Source organism: Massilia sp. IC2-477 (genome assembly GCF_020707265.1).
Lineage (GTDB): Bacteria > Pseudomonadota > Gammaproteobacteria > Burkholderiales > Burkholderiaceae_D > Telluria.
Window position 1 is genome coordinate 62441 of sequence record NZ_JAJFEQ010000016.1, and the last position, 15656, is coordinate 78096.

Sequence of the window (15656 nt, forward strand, 5' to 3'; positions counted from 1 at the left end):
CACTGCGAGCACCATGACGAGTACGCTGGGAACACGGATCTGGACCGCCGATGCGCGCCACGCGGCGATCCTGCGGGGCCTGGTCCTGGTCGCCCTGTTCACCCTGCTGGGCAAGCTGATGGGCGCGGCCAAGGAAATGGCGGTCGCCTACCGCTATGGCCTGGCCGCCGAAGTCGATGCCTACCAGTTCCTCTACACCCTGGTTTCCTGGCCGATCGGCATCTGGAGCAGCGTACTTACCGCCGTCCTGGTTCCCCTGGCGGCGCGCATGCAGGGCGCCGGCCCGGCCGAGCTGCCGCGCTTTCGCGCCGAACTCCTGGGATTGGCGATCGTGTTCGGCCTTGGGCTCGCGCTGCTGGCCTGGCTGCTGATCGGCGCCATGCTGTCGCTGGGGAAGGCGGGACTCCCGGCGCCGGCGGCCAGCCTGGCGCAGGCGGCGCTGCCCGGCCTGGTGCTGCTGCTTCCGCTGGGCCTGCTCACCACGTTGCAATCGGCCTGGATGCTGGCGGCCGGTCGCCATGTCAACACCCTGCTCGACAGCATCCCCACCTTCTTCATCGCCGCCGCCGTCCTGGCCTTTCCCAGCGAGAGTATCAAGCCGCTGGTGTGGGGCACGGTGGCCGGCTGCAGCTTCCACCTGGCGGCGCTGCTGCTGCCGATGGCGCGCCGGCGCGAGCTCGAAGCGCCCAGCTTCAGCCTGGTGTCGCCCCAGTGGACCTGGTTCTGGCAAGGCTTCGGCATCATGCTGGGCGGGCAGGCGCTGATGAGCTTCACCACCGTCATCGACCAGTTCTATGCGGCCGGGCTCGGCACCGGCGCGATCGCCACGCTGGGCTACGCCAACCGGGTTTTGTCACTGATCCTCGGCCTGGCCGCGGTCGCCGTGGCGCGCGCGACGCTGCCGGTGTTTTCGCAGGCGCAGCCGGAGGGGCCGGCCACGCTGTGGCCTCTTGCCCTGGGCTGGGCGCGCCTGATGTTCCTGGGCGGGATCGCGACCATGTTCCTGGCCTGGCTGCTCGCGCCCTGGGCCATCGGCCTGCTGTTCGAGCGCGGCCAGTTCGGCCCCGCCGACACCCGGGTCGTGTCCGACGTGCTGCGCTACGGCTTGCCCCAGCTGCCTTTCTATTTTTCGTCGATGGTCCTGGTCAGCTATGCCCTGAGCCAGCGCCGCTACACGCTGATCTTCTGGTCCGGCGTGATCGGCTGCGTTGCCAAGCTGCTCGGCAACCTGCTCTTGGCGACGTCGCTGGGTGTGAACGGCGTGGCGCTGGCAGCCACATTTACCTACGGCCTGAATGCCCTGTTTTTCTGGCTCACCCTGAGGCGCGCGCCATGAAGATTCTGTTGTTCACGAACAGCCTGGCCGGCGGCGGCGCCGAACGGGTGGTGGCCACCCTCGCCAGTTTCTGGGCCGGGCGGCACTGGGAGGTCACGGTGCTGACCCTGGCCCCGCACAGCGAGGATTTCTACGTGCTCGACTCGCGCGTGCGGCGCATCGCGCTGGATCGGGCCGGCGAGAGCCGCAATGCGCTGCACGGCCTGCTGCAGAACCTGGGCCGGGTGCTGGCGCTGCGGCGCACGCTGCGGCAGCTGCGCCCGGACCTCGCAGTCGCGATGATGAGCACCCCGAACGTGCTGCTGGCGCTGGCCGCCTGTGGCCTGCCCTGGCTGCGCACGGTTGGTTCGGAGCGCTGCTATCCGCCGCACGCGCCGCTGGGGCGCCTGTGGCAGGGGCTGCGCCGCTGCAGCTACGGGCGCCTGGACGCCGTGGTCGCCCTCACTAGTGAATGCGCCGCCTGGATCGCGGAGCACACCTTCGCGCACCGGGTCCCCGTGATCCCCAACCCGACAAGCTGGCCCTTGCCGGTTCGGCCGCCGGCGCTCGCGCCCCAGGCCGTGTGCGCGCCCGGACGCCGGCTGTTGGTGGCGGTGGGCCGCCTGGAGCCGGTCAAGAATTTCGCCACCCTGGTCGCGGTGTTCGCGCGCCTGGCGCCGCGCCACCCGGACTGGGACCTGGTGATCCTCGGCGCCGGCCCGGAGCGCGCCGCGCTGGAAGCCGCGGTGCGCGCCGCCGGCCTTGAAGGGCGGATCGCCTTGCCCGGCATCGCCGGCAACGTCGGCGAGTGGTATGCGCGGGCCGACCTGTTCGTCATGAGCTCGCACTCCGAGGGCTTCCCGAATGCGCTGGCGGAGGCGCTGGCGCACGGGCTGCCGGCAGTCAGCTTCGACTGCAATACCGGTCCGCGCGACATCATCCGCCACGGCGTCGACGGCCTGCTGGTGCCGGCGGGCGACAGCGAAGCACTCGCGCATGCGCTCGGCCGCGTCATGGGCGACGCCGGCCTGCGCCAGGCGCTGGCCGCCCGGGCAGGGGAGGCCAGGGAACGCTTTTCGCTGGAAAAGATTGCGGGGATGTGGGAATCCCTGTTCCGGCAATTGTCCGGCGCACCCGTATCCGCCACCACGCGCAGGGCGCGCGCTCACGAGGACACCCATGAAGCCTGATGCCGCGGCCGGGACCACCCTTCATGGCGCCAACGCCAGCCTCGGCGCGCCTGCGGGCGCGATCGAGCGCTTCCTCGCCTGGTACCAGCCCCTGGTGCTCGGTGCGGCGCTGTTCGTGATCTACGCCAACCTGCCGATCTACGCCTATATCCTGTCCCCGAGCCTGCTGCCCAAGTACAGCTTCTTCGGCATCTTCGTCCTGCTTGCGCCCGTGGCGGCGCTGCGCTTCGGCGAGCTGGGCGGCTACCTGCGCTCGCCTTTCGTGCTGCTGGCGGGCCTGCTCCTGCTGCTGAACCTGGTGCACCTGCTGGGCCTGTCCCCGTCGACCGACCTGGGCGACATCTACGTGGTCGACGACGGGCTCGACGCCCGGCGCTCGCTGGTCCTGACGCGCATCCAGTACGTGCTGTTCGCGCTGGCGCTGGGATTTGCCGCGTTCACCAGCACCCGCAAGTCCTGGCTGCTGGCCATGCTGCTGCTAACGCTCGTCGTGCCCGGTGCCGTCCTGCTGGACTTCGCCCGTCCCGGGCTGCTGTACCCAATCGATACCCCGGGGGCTGTGCTGGGCCGGGCTGCCGCCATGTTCATCAACCCGAACATGGCGGGGGAGGCGATCCTGCTGGTCTTCCTGCTCGCGTGCGGCGTCGTGCCGGCCGCATGGCGCGGCCCGCTGTTCCTGCTGTGCGGCGCGGCGATCCTGACCACCTTCTCGCGCGCCGCGATCCTGGCGTGGGTACTGCTGTTGCTGTTCCTGAGCTTCCGGAAGACCCTGCCGAAGTCGGCGCTCGCCACTGCGCTCGCGGCCCTGGCGCTGGCCGTGGCAGGCCTGGGCAGCTTCGAGACTTACCTGCAGGGCCGCGAGGAGTTCGAGGGGGCGGCAAGCAACCTGTCCTCGCGCCTGAACTTCTTCTCCGACGTGAAGTTCGACGACGACAGCTCCGAGGAGCGGGCCGAGGTCATCAAAGCCGGCTGGCAGCTGTTCCTGCAAAACCCCGTCTTCGGCGCCGGGGCCGGTGCCACCGGCTTCTGGTCGCTGCGGGCCAGCACCCATAACCAGCTGCTGCTCTTGATCGCCGAGTATGGCTTGTTCGGCCTGGGCCTGTGGTGCTGGCTGCTGGCGATCCTGTGGCGGGGGCGCTTCTTCCGGGACCGCGCCCTGCAGTTCGCGGTCGCCGGGCTGTTCGCCTTCATGTCGATGTTCACCCACCAGATGCTCGACTCCGCGTCGTACTGGCTGGCCACCTTCGCGCTGGTCTCGGCCAGGCATGCGGGTGCGGCAACCGCCATGGCGCGCAGCCTTGAGCCGAATGACAAGGAGGACTGAACTATGCACCGCATCTTGACGCCTGCCCCGATGCTGCCCTTCATCCTGCGTGGGCGACAGCGATGAACGCAGCCAAATTCGTAGTCTCGCTCGACTTCGAGCTGTTCTGGGGCGTCAGCGATTGCCAGAGCATCGCCGGCTACGGCCGCAATGTGCTGGGCGAGTGGCAGGCCATTCCCCGGCTGCTGGCATTGTTCCGGCAGCATGGCCTGCGCGTCACCTGGGCCACGGTCGGCATGCTGATGTGTCGCGACCATGCGCACTGGCGCACCGTCCGTCCGGCCATCCTGCCCGGCTACCTGCGCCAGGACATGTCGCCCTACAACAAGGACGAGCTGGTGCGCAGCAACCCGAAGCTGTTCTTCGGCCGCCCCCTGGTGGAGCAGATCCTGGCCACCGAAGGGCAGGAAGTCGCGACCCACACCTACAGCCACTTCCTGTGCGGCGAGGCGGGCGCCACGCCGGCCCAGCTTGGCGCCGACCTGGCCTGCGCCCACGCCGTCGCGGCCGAGCTGGGCGTGCGCTACCGCAGCGTGGTCATGCCGCGCAACCAGATCGTGCGCGAATTCCTGCCCGTGCTGCACGAAGCCGGCATCCGGGTCTACCGCGGCAATGCCGACCACTGGCTGTACCGCAACGGCGATGGGGTGGCGGGCGGCCTTGCCGGACGGCTGGCGCGCTTTGCCGACGCCTGCCTGCCGCTGAGCGGCGCCTGCAAGGCCGCGCCGCGCCCCAGTGCCGGCATGCTCGAGCTCCCGGCCAGCCTGTTCATGTATCCCTGGTCGCCGTCGCAGCGCGCGGTGCTGGCCCTGCGCCTGCTGCGCATCAAGCGCTGCATGAGCGCGGCGGCGAAGAGCGGCGGCGTGTTCCACCTGTGGTGGCACCCGCACAACTTCGGCATCAACCTGGAGCAGAACCTGGCGCTGCTGGAAGAGTTGCTGCGCCACTTCCGGCACCTGGCCGACCGCTACGGGATGCAGAGCCGCTGCATGGGCGACTTCGCCGCAGCTGCCCCGGCGACTGCGGGGCCGGACCTCGACGACGCAACACGATGGAGAGAGCAATGACCCGCAACATCCTGCACGTGATCACCGGACTCGAAGTGGGCGGGGCCGAGATGGCCCTGTACCGGCTCATCCTCGAGTCGCTGGGCAGCGAGTACACCCACACGGTGATCGCCCTGACGCCGGAAGGCGGCATGTATGCGCGTTTCCTGCAGGCCGGCATCAAGCTGATCGTGCTCGACTTCCGCCGTGCGCCGTTCTCGAACCTGGTGCGCCTGGTCCGCCTGATGCGCAGCCTGCGTCCGGACGTGGTCCAGACCTGGCTCTACCATGCCGACCTGCTGGGCGGCCTGGCGGCGCGCGTCGCCGGCGTCCGCAACGTCATCTGGGGCGTGCGCACCACCGACGTCGACGGCGGCTGCGCCCGCGCCACGCGCTGGGTGCGCCATCTGTGCGCCATTCTATCTCGCCTGGTTCCCCACACCATCGTCTGCGTGGCCGAGGCGGCGCGGCGCTCGCATTCGCGGATCGGCTACGACGCCACCCGCATGGTCGTGGTAGGCAACGGCTTCGACCTGAGCAAGCTGACCGCCAGCCAGACCCAGCGCAGCGAACTGCGCGCGCAGTGTGGCCTGGGGCCCCATGACATCGTGCTCGGGACCCTGGGCCGCTTCAACCTCGACAAGGATCACGCCAACTTCGTTGCTGCGGCCGGCAAGCTCACCGCCCGTCACGCCCGCCTGCGCTTCCTGATGGTGGGCAAGGGCCTGGATCCCGGCAATGCCGACCTGGCTGGCTGGATCGCGGCCACCGGCCACGCCGACCGCTTCGTGCTGCTGGGCGAGCGCAGCGACGTCGCCGTGTGCCTGTCCGCGATGGACATTTTCTGCCTGTCCTCACGCACGGAGGCCTTTCCCAACGTGGTGGGCGAGGCCATGGCCATGGGCTTGCCCTGCGTGGCCACCGACGTCGGCGACGTCGGTGTGCTGATGGGCGATACCGGGGTGATCGTGCCGAAGGCCGACCCGGAAGCGCTGGCGCGCGGCGTGACCGAGCTGGTCGAGCACGGCCCCCAGTATTGCGAAGGCATGGGCCGGCGCGCACGCGAGCGCATCCACGCCGTCTTTACCATGGCGCGCGTGCGCGAGCGCTTCGAAGGCATTTACGAGCAGGTCATCAACGGGAGGAAGCTCTGATGTGCGGATTTACAGGATTTCTGGGCGCAAGCCCCTTCCAGGAAGACGGGGCCTCGCGGGCCGTGCTCGGCCGCATGACCGACAGCATCCGCCACCGCGGCCCGGACGATGCCGGCTACTGGCTGGATGTGGGACACGGCATCGCGCTCGGCCACCGGCGCCTGGCGATCATCGACCTGTCCCCGGCCGGGCACCAGCCCATGCCCTCAAGCAGCGGGCGCTACGTGATCGCCTTCAATGGCGAGATCTACAACCACGTGACCCTGCGCGACGAGCTGGCGGGCGCGGGCGCCGCACCCGCCTGGCGCGGCCGTTCCGACACCGAGACCCTGCTGGCCGGCTTCGACGCCTGGGGCATCGCCGCCACCGTCGAGCGGGCAGTCGGGATGTTCGCCTTTGCCGTTTGGGACCGCTACAGCGCCACCCTGACTTTGGGGCGCGACCGCATCGGCGAGAAGCCCCTGTACTACGGCTGGCAGGGGCGGGGCCGGGACGCGGTCTTCGTGTTCGGTTCGGAACTCAAGGCCTTGCGCGCCCATCCGGCCTTCGAGCACGTGGTCGACCGCGGGGCCTTGAGCCTGCAGCTGCGGCACAGCTATGTTCCGGCGCCGTATTCGATCTACCGCGGCATCGCCAAGCTCACGCCCGGCTGCCTGTTGACCGTCTCCAGCCGCGACCGTGCGCCGCGCGTCAACCCCTACTGGTCGCGCGAGCGCCGCATGGCCGCCGCGGCCGCCAACCCGTTCAGCGGCAGCCCGCAAGAGGCGGTGACGCAGCTGGAAACCCTGCTCAAGGGGGCAGTGAAGGCGCAGATGATCGCCGACGTGCCGCTCGGCGCCTTCCTGTCCGGCGGCGTCGACTCGTCCACCGTGGTGGCCCTGATGCAGGCGCAGTCGGCGCGCCCGGTCAAGACCTTCTCGATCGGCTTTCAGGAAGCCGGCTACAACGAAGCCGAATACGCCAAGGCGGTGGCGCAGCACCTTGGTACCGAACACACCGAGCTGTATGTCACGGCCGAGCAGGGGCGCGCCGTCATCCCGCGCCTGCCGAGCTTGTACGACGAACCGTTCTCGGACTCGTCCCAGATGCCGACTTTCCTGGTGTCGCAGCTGGCCAGGCAGCACGTGACGGTGTCGCTGTCGGGCGACGCCGGCGACGAGCTGTTCTGCGGCTACAGCCGCTACCAGTTCGCCGCCAGCCTGTGGAACACGATCACCGCGGGCCCCTTGCCGCTGCGCCGGCTGGCGGCGAACGGCATCACCCGGGTCTCGGTCGACTCCTGGAACCGGATGGCCAAGCTGCTCGCGCCCGCCATGCCGCGCCGGCTGCGCTTTCCGAATACGGGCGACAAGCTGCACAAGGGAGCCCAGGTACTGGGCTGCGCCAGCCTGGACGCCCTGTACCTGGGGCTGGTGTCGCACTGGGACGATCCGGCCGCCCTCGTCATCGGCGGCATCGAGCCGCCGACCGTACTGCGCAGCGAGACCCCGGCCCTGGCCGCTTTCCACGGCGTGCCGCGCATGATGGCGCTCGACCTGCTGACCTACCTGCCGGACGACATCCTGGTCAAGGTCGACCGCGCCGCCATGGCGGTGGCGCTGGAAACGCGCATCCCTTTCCTCGACCACCGGGTGGTGGAATTCGCCTGGAGCCTGCCGCAGTCGATGAAGCTGCGCGATGGCGCCAGCAAGTGGGCGCTGCGCCAGGTGCTGTACCGCCACGTGCCCCCAAGCCTGATCGAGCGCCCCAAGATGGGGTTCGGCGTGCCCATCGGCGACTGGCTGCGCGGCCCCTTGCGCGACTGGTCGGAGAGCCTGTTGTCCGAATCGCGCCTGCGCGCCGAAGGCTTCTTCCACCCGCTGGAAATACGCCGGAAATGGGACGAACACCTGGCGGGCAAGCGCAATTGGCAATACCACCTGTGGGATGTGCTGATGTTCCAGGCCTGGGCTGAAGAACAATCAAGAAGCAGGCCCGGCGGAAGTGGTAATTTCGATAATGAAATGGCCGAAGTGCTCGACAGCGGGCAATCGCCCGGCCCGGCCGGCACACCCGCCGCCTAGCGCGGCCGACGCTGGAGAACGCAGGGATGAACAAAAAAATCGTCATGTCCGTGAATACCGCGTGGAATATCTACAATTTCCGTTCGGGACTGGTGAAGGCACTCTCGCGTCATGGCTATGACGTCATGGTGATGGCGCGCGAAGACGAATACGCGGCGCGCCTGGCTGCGCTCGGCTGCCGCTTCAAGCTGCTGCCCATGGACAACAACGGCACCAGCCCTGTGCGCGACTTCGCACTGCTGGTCAAATACTGGCGCGTATTGCAATCGGTGCGGCCGCTGGTCTACCTGGGCTACACGATCAAGCCCAATGTGTACGGCTCGATCGCGGCCGCCGGACTCGGCATCCCGGTCATCAACAACATCGCGGGCCTCGGCACCGCCTTCCTCAACAGCCCGGTGCTAAGCTGCCTGGCGCGGCGCCTGTACCAGGTGTCGCTGCGCCGTTCGGCGCGGGTGTTCTTCCAGAACCCGGACGACCGCAAGCTGTTCGTCGAGGCCGGTCTCACGCGCTCCGCCGTGGCCGACCTGCTGCCCGGTTCCGGCATCGACCTGCAGCACTTCCATCCGCTGCCGCAGGCGCCGGGCGAGGGCGGCCCGCGCTTCCTGCTGGTGGCACGGGTGCTGCGCGACAAGGGCATCGAAGAATACGCCGCCGCCGCCGAAGCGGTCCGGCGTGTGCTGCCTTCGAGCCGCTTCGGCCTGTTGGGCGCTGTCGACCCGGACAATCCGAATTCGATCCCGCTCAGGCGCGTCCAGGCCTGGCACGACGCCGGCCTGATCCAGTACCTCGGCAAGACCGACGACGTGCGGCCCTATATGGCAAACGCCGACTGCATCGTGCTGCCGTCCTACCGCGAAGGCGTGCCGCACTCGCTGCTGGAAGCGGCGGCGATGGCACGCCCCATCATCGCGACCGATGTCGCCGGCTGCCGCGAAGTGGTCGAGCACGGGCGCAACGGCCTGCTGTGCAAGGTCAGGAGCGCCGCCGACCTGGCGCAGCAGATGATCGCGATGGCCAACCTGGCGCCGGCACGGCGCGCCGAGATGGGCATGCTGGGACGGCACAAGGTCGCCAGCCAGTTCGACGAGCGCATCGTGATCGGCAAATACCTGAACGCGATCATGCAGATCGAAGCGGCCGGCAAGAACCTGCAAGACAGGAACGAGTCGCGCCTGCTCGCACCCGAGACTACGCCGTGACGGGGCCAAGGCCATGCATGTGCAGCTCCTGAGCGGCGAGGCCGCGCTGCGGCGCGTCGACGACCCCGCATTCCAGGCCCGCTGGCGCGAGCTGTATGCGCGCTGCCCCTGGGCGAGCGCCTGCCAGCACCCTGGTTTCGTCGCGCCCTGGTACCGCCTCTACCTGCCAGGCGTCCTGCCCGTGCTGGTCCTGGCCGAAACCGGGGACGGCGCGCTGGCCGGCCTGCTCACGCTGGCCCTGCGCGACGGCAGCAGCAGGCTCACCGGCGCCGGCGAGCACCAGGCCGAATACCAGGCCTGGCTGGCGTCGGCTGGAGAGGGCGACGCATTCATGGTGGCCGCCATGCGCGCCCTGCGCCAGGCGTTCAGCGGCGCCGACCTGTGCCTGCGCTACCTGCCACCGGGGATTCCGCTGGGCTGGATCGACGCCCTGGGAAGTGAACGCAGCCTGGTCGCCTTGCGGCCCCACCCGCGCCCCGTCATGCAGGTCGAGGCCGACGCGATGGCGCGCCAGCGCAACAAGAAGAACCACCGCCAGAACTTCAATCGCCTGAACCGGATGGGCGAAGTGCGCTTCGAACGGGTGCTCGCGCACGACAGCTTCGCTGCCCTGTTCGACGAGCTGTGCATGCAATACGACTTCCGCCAGGCCGCCCTGTACCGCCAGATGCCGTTCACGAGCGACCCCTGCAAGAAAGACTTCCACCTGGCGCTGCACAGGCGAGGCCTGCTGCACGTCACGGTGTTGACGGTCGGCGGCGAGGTCGCTGCCTCGCATCTCGGCCTGCTGAGCGAAGGGAGGGCCCTGCACATCGGCATCCTGACCCACAGCCCGGCGCACGCCATGCATTCGCCGGGCAACCTGCTGCTGGCGATGCTCGGCGTGCAGCTGGCGCAGGAAGGAGTGCCGATGCTCGACCTGACACCGGGCGGCGACGCCTACAAGGAACACTTCGCCACCGGACACGACACCGTGCACGAGCTGACCATCCACGGCAGCGCCGGGCGCAGGCTGGCGGCGCAGACCATCGCCGGGCTGCGCCGTCAGGCCAGGTTCGCGCTGCAGAAGACCGGATATCGCGGCGCCGACCTGGCGGCGGCGTTCGATGCCTTGCACCCCGGCTGGCTCGGCAGGGTGGGCCGGCGCGTGCGCGCCAGACCTTGCTCGCTGCGCTACCAGTGGCAAGCGGCCGCGGCCGATATGGACGGCCCGGCGCCGGCGCGCAACCGCCTTGCCGACGTGCTGCGCTTCGACGCGCGCCACGGCTTGGGGAGCCGCTGGCTGTTCATGGGCACGGTGATGAAGCGCATGGAACGGGCGCAGGACTTGTACACCTTGACGCAGGACGGCAGCCTGGTGCTGTCGTGCTGGGTGCAAGCCGCTCCTGTCCCAAGCGAGAAGGATGCCCTGGTCCTGTCCGACCTGATGGTCCATCGACAGCCGGATAGCGAAGCGCTGCTGCGCAGCTTTGTCGAACAACTGGTGGCGCGACTGCAACGGGACAGACCCGGGGCCGCCGTCTTCTACCGCGGCCAGCTCGATCCCGCCCTGCGCCGGAGCATCGAAGGCTGCGGCTTCGTCGCCGACGGGCTCGGGGCGCCTCAATGATAGCTGGGAGCCGATGATGGATATGAACGAAGCAGGCGAGGGCGTGGACGCGGGCATCCGCTGCTACCGGGATACGGTCCCGCCTTTCGTCGAGGAGGCCCTCACAGGGCTGTACGACACCCTGCATGCCTCCCTGCCTTTCTTTCGCGTGTACAGGTCGCTTGACGCCGTGAGCTGCTACATTGCCGAGCGCGATGGACGTCCCAGCACCATCCTGCTGTTTCGCTGCGAGGGGCGGCGCATCGAAGTCCTCAACGAAATGATCGCCATCGACCAGCCCGAACTGCGCCGCTTCGCGCGCTATGTGTTCCACTACTATCCCGAGGTCGACCTGATCGGCTTCAAGGCCCTGAAGACAACAACACCTGGCCTGGGCTACCCGGTGCAGCAGCACAATGCCAAGGACACCTATGTGATCGCGCTGCCGGACACGCCCGACGCCTACCTGGCCAGCCTGGGCAAGTCGACGCGCGCCAACATCCGGCAGCAGACCAATCTCGTGAACCGTAGCTTTCCCAGCTTCTGTACCCGCTTTTATACGGGCCACGAGATCGAGGAAGCGCACGTGCGCGCCATCCTCGGCTTCAGCGAAGAGAAGATCAAGGCCGGCGGTGCGACGATAGCGCACGACCTCGAGCGCATCATGGCGCTGGCCCGTGCCTGCGGCTACGTGGTGGTGCTGTTCATCGACGGCCAGGTGTGTGCGGGCTCGGTCAACTACTGGGTCGGCTCCAGCGTGTTTGGGGACGTCACCGGCTACGACCGCAGCTACGAAAAATACAGCCTCGGCAAGCTGTGCGTGTTCCAGACGATCTGCGAAAGCATCGCGCGCGGCGCCAGGCGCTTCTACCTGGGCGGTGGGGAGTTCGACTTCAAGGGCCGCCTCAACGGCGTCGCGCTGGAGATGGACGAGGTGCGCATCTACCGTTCCCGCTGGCGCATGCTGGTCAACCTCGACCGCGCGGCCGAGGCAGTGCTGAAGGCGCGGGTGCGCCAGCTGAAGAAGCGCCTGCACCGCCACAAGCAGCACCTGCTGGCGCGCATGGCGTTCCGCCTGTTCTACCTGCTCAAGGGCAGGGCGGCCCACTGAGCCTTCCTGCTTCTCTCGCCGAGCGCCGACCGTGCCGATCCCGATGCCTCCAAACGAGCGTGCCGCCTTTGCCCGGCGCCGCCGCCTGCTGGCGCGCGGGCTCGGCCTAAGCTTGGGCGTGATTTCCCCCGCGCTGCCGGGCGACGCAGCGGCGGACAGGGGCGCGGCCAGGCGCAGCAGCCTGGACCACGCCGTGCCGCCGCACACCGTCAGCCTGGCCGACTTCGGCGGCGCCCCGGGGGCTGGACGGGCGCAACTGGTGCGGGCCTTCGGCCAGGCCTTTGCCGCGCTGGGGCGCGCCGGCGGCGGCACCCTGGTGGTGCCGCCCGGCCTGTACGACTTCGGGGACTATGCGGACGCGGCCTACATCGTGCTGTGCCGCGACCTGCGCGACATCGCCATCTCGGCCTACGGCGCCACCTTCCGCGCCACCACGCGGGCGAAGGTGGTGCCGAACCTGTTTTACTTCTTCAATTTCGACAACATCAGCATCGCCGGCGCCCGCTTCACCGATCCCGGCTTCACGCCCTGGGTGAACTGGCAGGGGATGTATTGTGTCGGCCTGCAGGCCGACCGCGCCAGCAGCGGGTTTCGCCTCGTCGATTGCCAGGCCTGCCGGGTGCTCGGCCTGCTGGGCTCGAATAACACGGCGGCTACGCGCCAGTACATGTCGGGCATCCGGGTGCAGGGCAGGGTCGAGAACGCCTATTACGGCGTCGGCGCCAGTTTCATCCGCCGGGACGTGCAGGTCGAGCTGGCCTGCCACAACGTGCGGCGCGCCTTTATTGCCAATGCCTTGCGCGATGCCGACATCCGCATCACCAGCTCGAACACGGCACTCTGGCCCGGTAGCAATGGCCTGGTGGCCCTGGTCTCGAGTGGCGCCAGTTCCGGCGACGTCGAGAATGTGCGGGTGAAGGTCAGCGTGTCGGGCGACTGCATCCACGGCAGCTACGTCCACTTCTATCACCAGGGCGCGCAGCCCGAAGGCAGCATGCGCGACATCGAGGCCACGGTCGAGGTGTTCAACATGGCGCGCGTGCGGCGCCTGTTCGTGTTCGACCACGAGGACGAGCGGATCGAAACCAGCACCGCGCGCCGCTGGGACCGGATCGTCCTGCGCGGCCGTGTGCTCGGGCCATTCCGGGGCGAGCTGCTGACCAATACCTCCGCCAGTACGGCAGGCGGGACGGTGTGGGTCGAGCCCGGGCTCGCCAGGCTGGGCAGGCTGGCGACGCTGCCCCGGGGTTTCCGCGTCGGCCCGCCGGTTCCCGCCACGCCCAGGCCACCAACCGACAGCAGCAGGTGACGAACAATGCGATTGCTCATCTATATCCACTCGCTGGAAAACGGCGGCGCCGAACGGGTTGCTGCCAACCTGGCCAACCACTGGGCCGGTATCGGCTGGGAGGTCACGCTGGTGACGGTGGCGCCGCAAGAAAACGACTTCTACCGGCTCGATCCCCGTGTGCTGCGCATCGCCCTGAACCTGGCCGGCGGCAAGGGCAACCTGCTGGCCGGGTTCTGGCGCACCGCGCGCCGGGTGCAGGGCTTGCGCCGCGAGCTGCGGCGCCTGCGGCCGGACGTCGCCCTGTCGGTGATGCAGACGGCGAGTGTGGTGCTGGCGCTCGCGGCGCGCGGCATGCCTGAACTGCTCGCGATTGGTTCCGAGCATAACTTCCCGGCCAGGGCCCCGCTGGGCATCGTGTGGGAGACCCTGCGCCGCCACGCCTACGCGCGCCTGGCCGCGGTGGTGGCGCTCACCAGCGAATGCGCCGACTGGCTAAGCACGCACACGCGTGCGCGCCGGGTGCCGGTCATTCCGAATCCGGTGTGCTGGCCGCTGCCGAAGGGGGAGCCGCTCAGCGACCCTGCCAATGCCTGCCCGCCGGGGCGCCACGTCCTGCTGGCGGTCGGGCGCCTGAGCGAAGAGAAGAACTTCACGAGCCTGGTCGCCAGCTTCGCGCGGCTGGCGCCGCGCCATCCCGACTGGGACCTGGTGATCCTGGGCGACGGGCCCCTGCGCGCTGAGTTGCAGGCCCAGGCGCTGGCCGCCGGCCTGGCGGGGAGGGTTGTCTTTCCCGGCAGGGTGGGCAATGTGGGCGACTGGTATGCGCGCGCCAGCCTGAATGCGATGAGTTCGCACTTCGAGGGCTTCCCGAACACGCTGGCAGAGGCGATGGCCTATGGCCTGCCAGCCGTGAGCGTCGATTGCGACACCGGGCCGCGCGACATCATCCGCCACGGCGTCGACGGCTTCCTGGTCCAGCCGGGCGATTGCGTGGCGATGGAAGCGGCGCTCGACAGCCTGATGCGCGATAGCCGGCTGCGCGAGCGTTTTGCCGCCCGTGCGGTCGACGCACGTGAGCGTTTTTCGATCGACAAGATTGCAGGTATGTGGGAAGCCCTGTTCCTGCCGGGCCCAGTCGCCGTGCCGGACGCGGCGCGCAGCCGCCGGCACGCCGCCACCGAGCCTGGCTGAGTTACCTGACCCGCCGTCAAGGCGGGCTCTCCGCGCAGCGAACCGATGCCGCAACCCGGCTGTTCGCCATCCTCTCCGCGTTCCCAGTGCCGTCCTTCCTCGCACGCCTCGGCGTCGCGTCCTGCCATTCAGGCGTCCTGATTCCCTCAAATAATGCTGCATCGTAATCGGCAAGATTATCTCGGCAATAGAAACTATTATAAATACAATTGAACATTGGAAATATTTACCAATGAGTAAAATGGTAATTGGATTTGACTGAAAGAAATATTTCTCCTGACTCAGCAGTATTAAACTTTCGCAAAGGAAAAAATTTTTTTGATTTGCGGAACTTAATCGCCTGGAGGAAAGTCTTAGCTACTCCTTCCATTTGAAAGTGAGGAACTTTCATGACAACACGCAAAACGTTTCACCCGAAATACCAGTTAGGCGTCCGAAGCTCGAAGGAGCCTGCTGCAAAGAATGAAGAAGCAGATTCAGCAATGCTTTCTTTTTCGCAAACGGCGCCTGCCTCCAGGTAATTTCGCCGTGAACTGACGTCATCGTTCAGTTCCTTTCTTTTCCGTAGTTCCTGCAATCGCCTGCCACTCGCATTGGCGCGAGAGGCGGAGGGATTGTCTCGTCCTCAGTTTTTAGAATTTCGAAAGTTTTAAATGATTCACACTCAAAAGTCTGCTGCACCCGCTCGTCGCAAGATCAATGTCGCTCTCGTCTACGCTGGCCTGATCGCCGCTCCCTTGGCCCTGAGCGCGGGTTCCGCCGCAGCTGCAATGGCTACTGCTCCCGTCCTGGCCGCTGCCACCTCGGCCACCGTGACCGCGAATAGCACCGTTGCGTATTTCCGTATCGCTTATTCGGGCACCCCGACCTGGGTGCGTGTCTACGTCGATTCCGACCGCAGCACCGGCACCGGCTATTCGGTATATGGCGTCGGCGCCAACTACATGATCGAAAACGGCCGCCTGTACCGTTACTCGGGCAGTAACGGTTCCTGGGCATGGACTTTTGTGAAGACCGTGACCTACGCCAAGGGCACCGGCGTGGCGACCGTGAACGTGGCGCGCGCCGACATCGGTTCGCCGCTGGCCTTCAATGCAGTCACCGAGACCGCAGCACCGTCGGTGACCTCGTCGATCCTGGCGGTTGCCTATACCACGACCACCGCTCCGGCACCGACCCCG

The 15656-nt window shown here is 68.0% G+C and carries 12 protein-coding genes; all 12 read left to right on the top strand.

The annotated features are described in order from the left end of the window. Positions 1–13 precede the first annotated feature (13 nt). Complete coding sequence (locus LK542_RS23255; protein ID WP_227813772.1) at positions 14–1336, top strand: lipid II flippase MurJ; 1323 nt, start codon at positions 14–16, stop codon at positions 1334–1336. Next, complete coding sequence (locus LK542_RS23260; protein ID WP_227813773.1) at positions 1333–2505, top strand: glycosyltransferase family 4 protein; 1173 nt, start codon at positions 1333–1335, stop codon at positions 2503–2505. The genes LK542_RS23255 and LK542_RS23260 overlap by 4 nt, the downstream gene beginning before the upstream one ends. Then, positions 2495–3829 (top strand): O-antigen ligase, encoded by a 1335-nt coding sequence (locus tag LK542_RS23265; RefSeq protein ID WP_227813774.1) that lies wholly within the window; start codon positions 2495–2497, stop codon positions 3827–3829. The genes LK542_RS23260 and LK542_RS23265 overlap by 11 nt, the downstream gene beginning before the upstream one ends. Before the next feature lie 62 nt (positions 3830–3891). Beyond that, positions 3892–4896, top strand: a complete 1005-nt coding sequence (locus tag LK542_RS23270; protein ID WP_227813775.1) for a hypothetical protein — start codon at positions 3892–3894, stop codon at positions 4894–4896. Then, a complete protein-coding gene (locus LK542_RS23275; protein ID WP_227813776.1) occupies positions 4893–6029 on the top strand; it encodes a glycosyltransferase in 1137 nt (378 codons plus the stop codon). Before LK542_RS23270 ends, LK542_RS23275 begins: the two co-directional genes overlap by 4 nt. After that, positions 6029–8092, top strand: coding sequence for an asparagine synthase (glutamine-hydrolyzing) (gene asnB, locus LK542_RS23280; RefSeq protein ID WP_227813777.1), 2064 nt, complete (start codon positions 6029–6031; stop codon positions 8090–8092). The genes LK542_RS23275 and asnB overlap by 1 nt, the downstream gene beginning before the upstream one ends. A gap of 26 nt (positions 8093–8118) precedes the next feature. Beyond that, positions 8119–9294 (top strand): glycosyltransferase family 4 protein, encoded by a 1176-nt coding sequence (locus LK542_RS23285; RefSeq protein ID WP_227813778.1) that lies wholly within the window; start codon positions 8119–8121, stop codon positions 9292–9294. 13 nt (positions 9295–9307) lie between these two features. Next, positions 9308–10903 carry a GNAT family N-acetyltransferase gene (locus LK542_RS23290; protein ID WP_227813779.1) on the top strand — a complete coding sequence of 532 codons (1596 nt, stop codon included), beginning with the start codon at positions 9308–9310 and terminating at the stop codon, positions 10901–10903. A 13-nt stretch (positions 10904–10916) separates the two neighbouring features. After that, positions 10917–11993 carry a GNAT family N-acetyltransferase gene (locus LK542_RS23295; RefSeq protein WP_227813780.1) on the top strand — a complete coding sequence of 359 codons (1077 nt, stop codon included), beginning with the start codon at positions 10917–10919 and terminating at the stop codon, positions 11991–11993. A gap of 43 nt (positions 11994–12036) precedes the next feature. Continuing rightward, positions 12037–13302, top strand: coding sequence for a hypothetical protein (locus LK542_RS23300; RefSeq protein ID WP_227813781.1), 1266 nt, complete (start codon positions 12037–12039; stop codon positions 13300–13302). Between the two features lie 6 nt (positions 13303–13308). Next, complete coding sequence (locus LK542_RS23305) at positions 13309–14475, top strand: glycosyltransferase family 4 protein (RefSeq protein ID WP_227813782.1); 1167 nt, start codon at positions 13309–13311, stop codon at positions 14473–14475. A gap of 770 nt (positions 14476–15245) precedes the next feature. Continuing rightward, positions 15246–15656: hypothetical protein (locus tag LK542_RS23310; protein ID WP_227813783.1), on the top strand; the 411-nt coding region annotated here is incomplete at its 3' end.

Coding starts and splice junctions, on each gene's coding strand:
- LK542_RS23290 (WP_227813779.1), top strand. CDS start 9,308: ATGCATGTGCAGCTCCTGAGCGGCGAGGCCGCGCTGCGGCGCGTCGAC.
- asnB (WP_227813777.1), top strand. CDS start 6,029: ATGTGCGGATTTACAGGATTTCTGGGCGCAAGCCCCTTCCAGGAAGAC.
- LK542_RS23305 (WP_227813782.1), top strand. CDS start 13,309: ATGCGATTGCTCATCTATATCCACTCGCTGGAAAACGGCGGCGCCGAA.
- LK542_RS23270 (WP_227813775.1), top strand. CDS start 3,892: ATGAACGCAGCCAAATTCGTAGTCTCGCTCGACTTCGAGCTGTTCTGG.
- LK542_RS23295 (WP_227813780.1), top strand. CDS start 10,917: ATGATGGATATGAACGAAGCAGGCGAGGGCGTGGACGCGGGCATCCGC.
- LK542_RS23265 (WP_227813774.1), top strand. CDS start 2,495: ATGAAGCCTGATGCCGCGGCCGGGACCACCCTTCATGGCGCCAACGCC.
- LK542_RS23300 (WP_227813781.1), top strand. CDS start 12,037: ATGCCTCCAAACGAGCGTGCCGCCTTTGCCCGGCGCCGCCGCCTGCTG.
- LK542_RS23285 (WP_227813778.1), top strand. CDS start 8,119: ATGAACAAAAAAATCGTCATGTCCGTGAATACCGCGTGGAATATCTAC.
- LK542_RS23255 (WP_227813772.1), top strand. CDS start 14: ATGACGAGTACGCTGGGAACACGGATCTGGACCGCCGATGCGCGCCAC.
- LK542_RS23260 (WP_227813773.1), top strand. CDS start 1,333: ATGAAGATTCTGTTGTTCACGAACAGCCTGGCCGGCGGCGGCGCCGAA.
- LK542_RS23275 (WP_227813776.1), top strand. CDS start 4,893: ATGACCCGCAACATCCTGCACGTGATCACCGGACTCGAAGTGGGCGGG.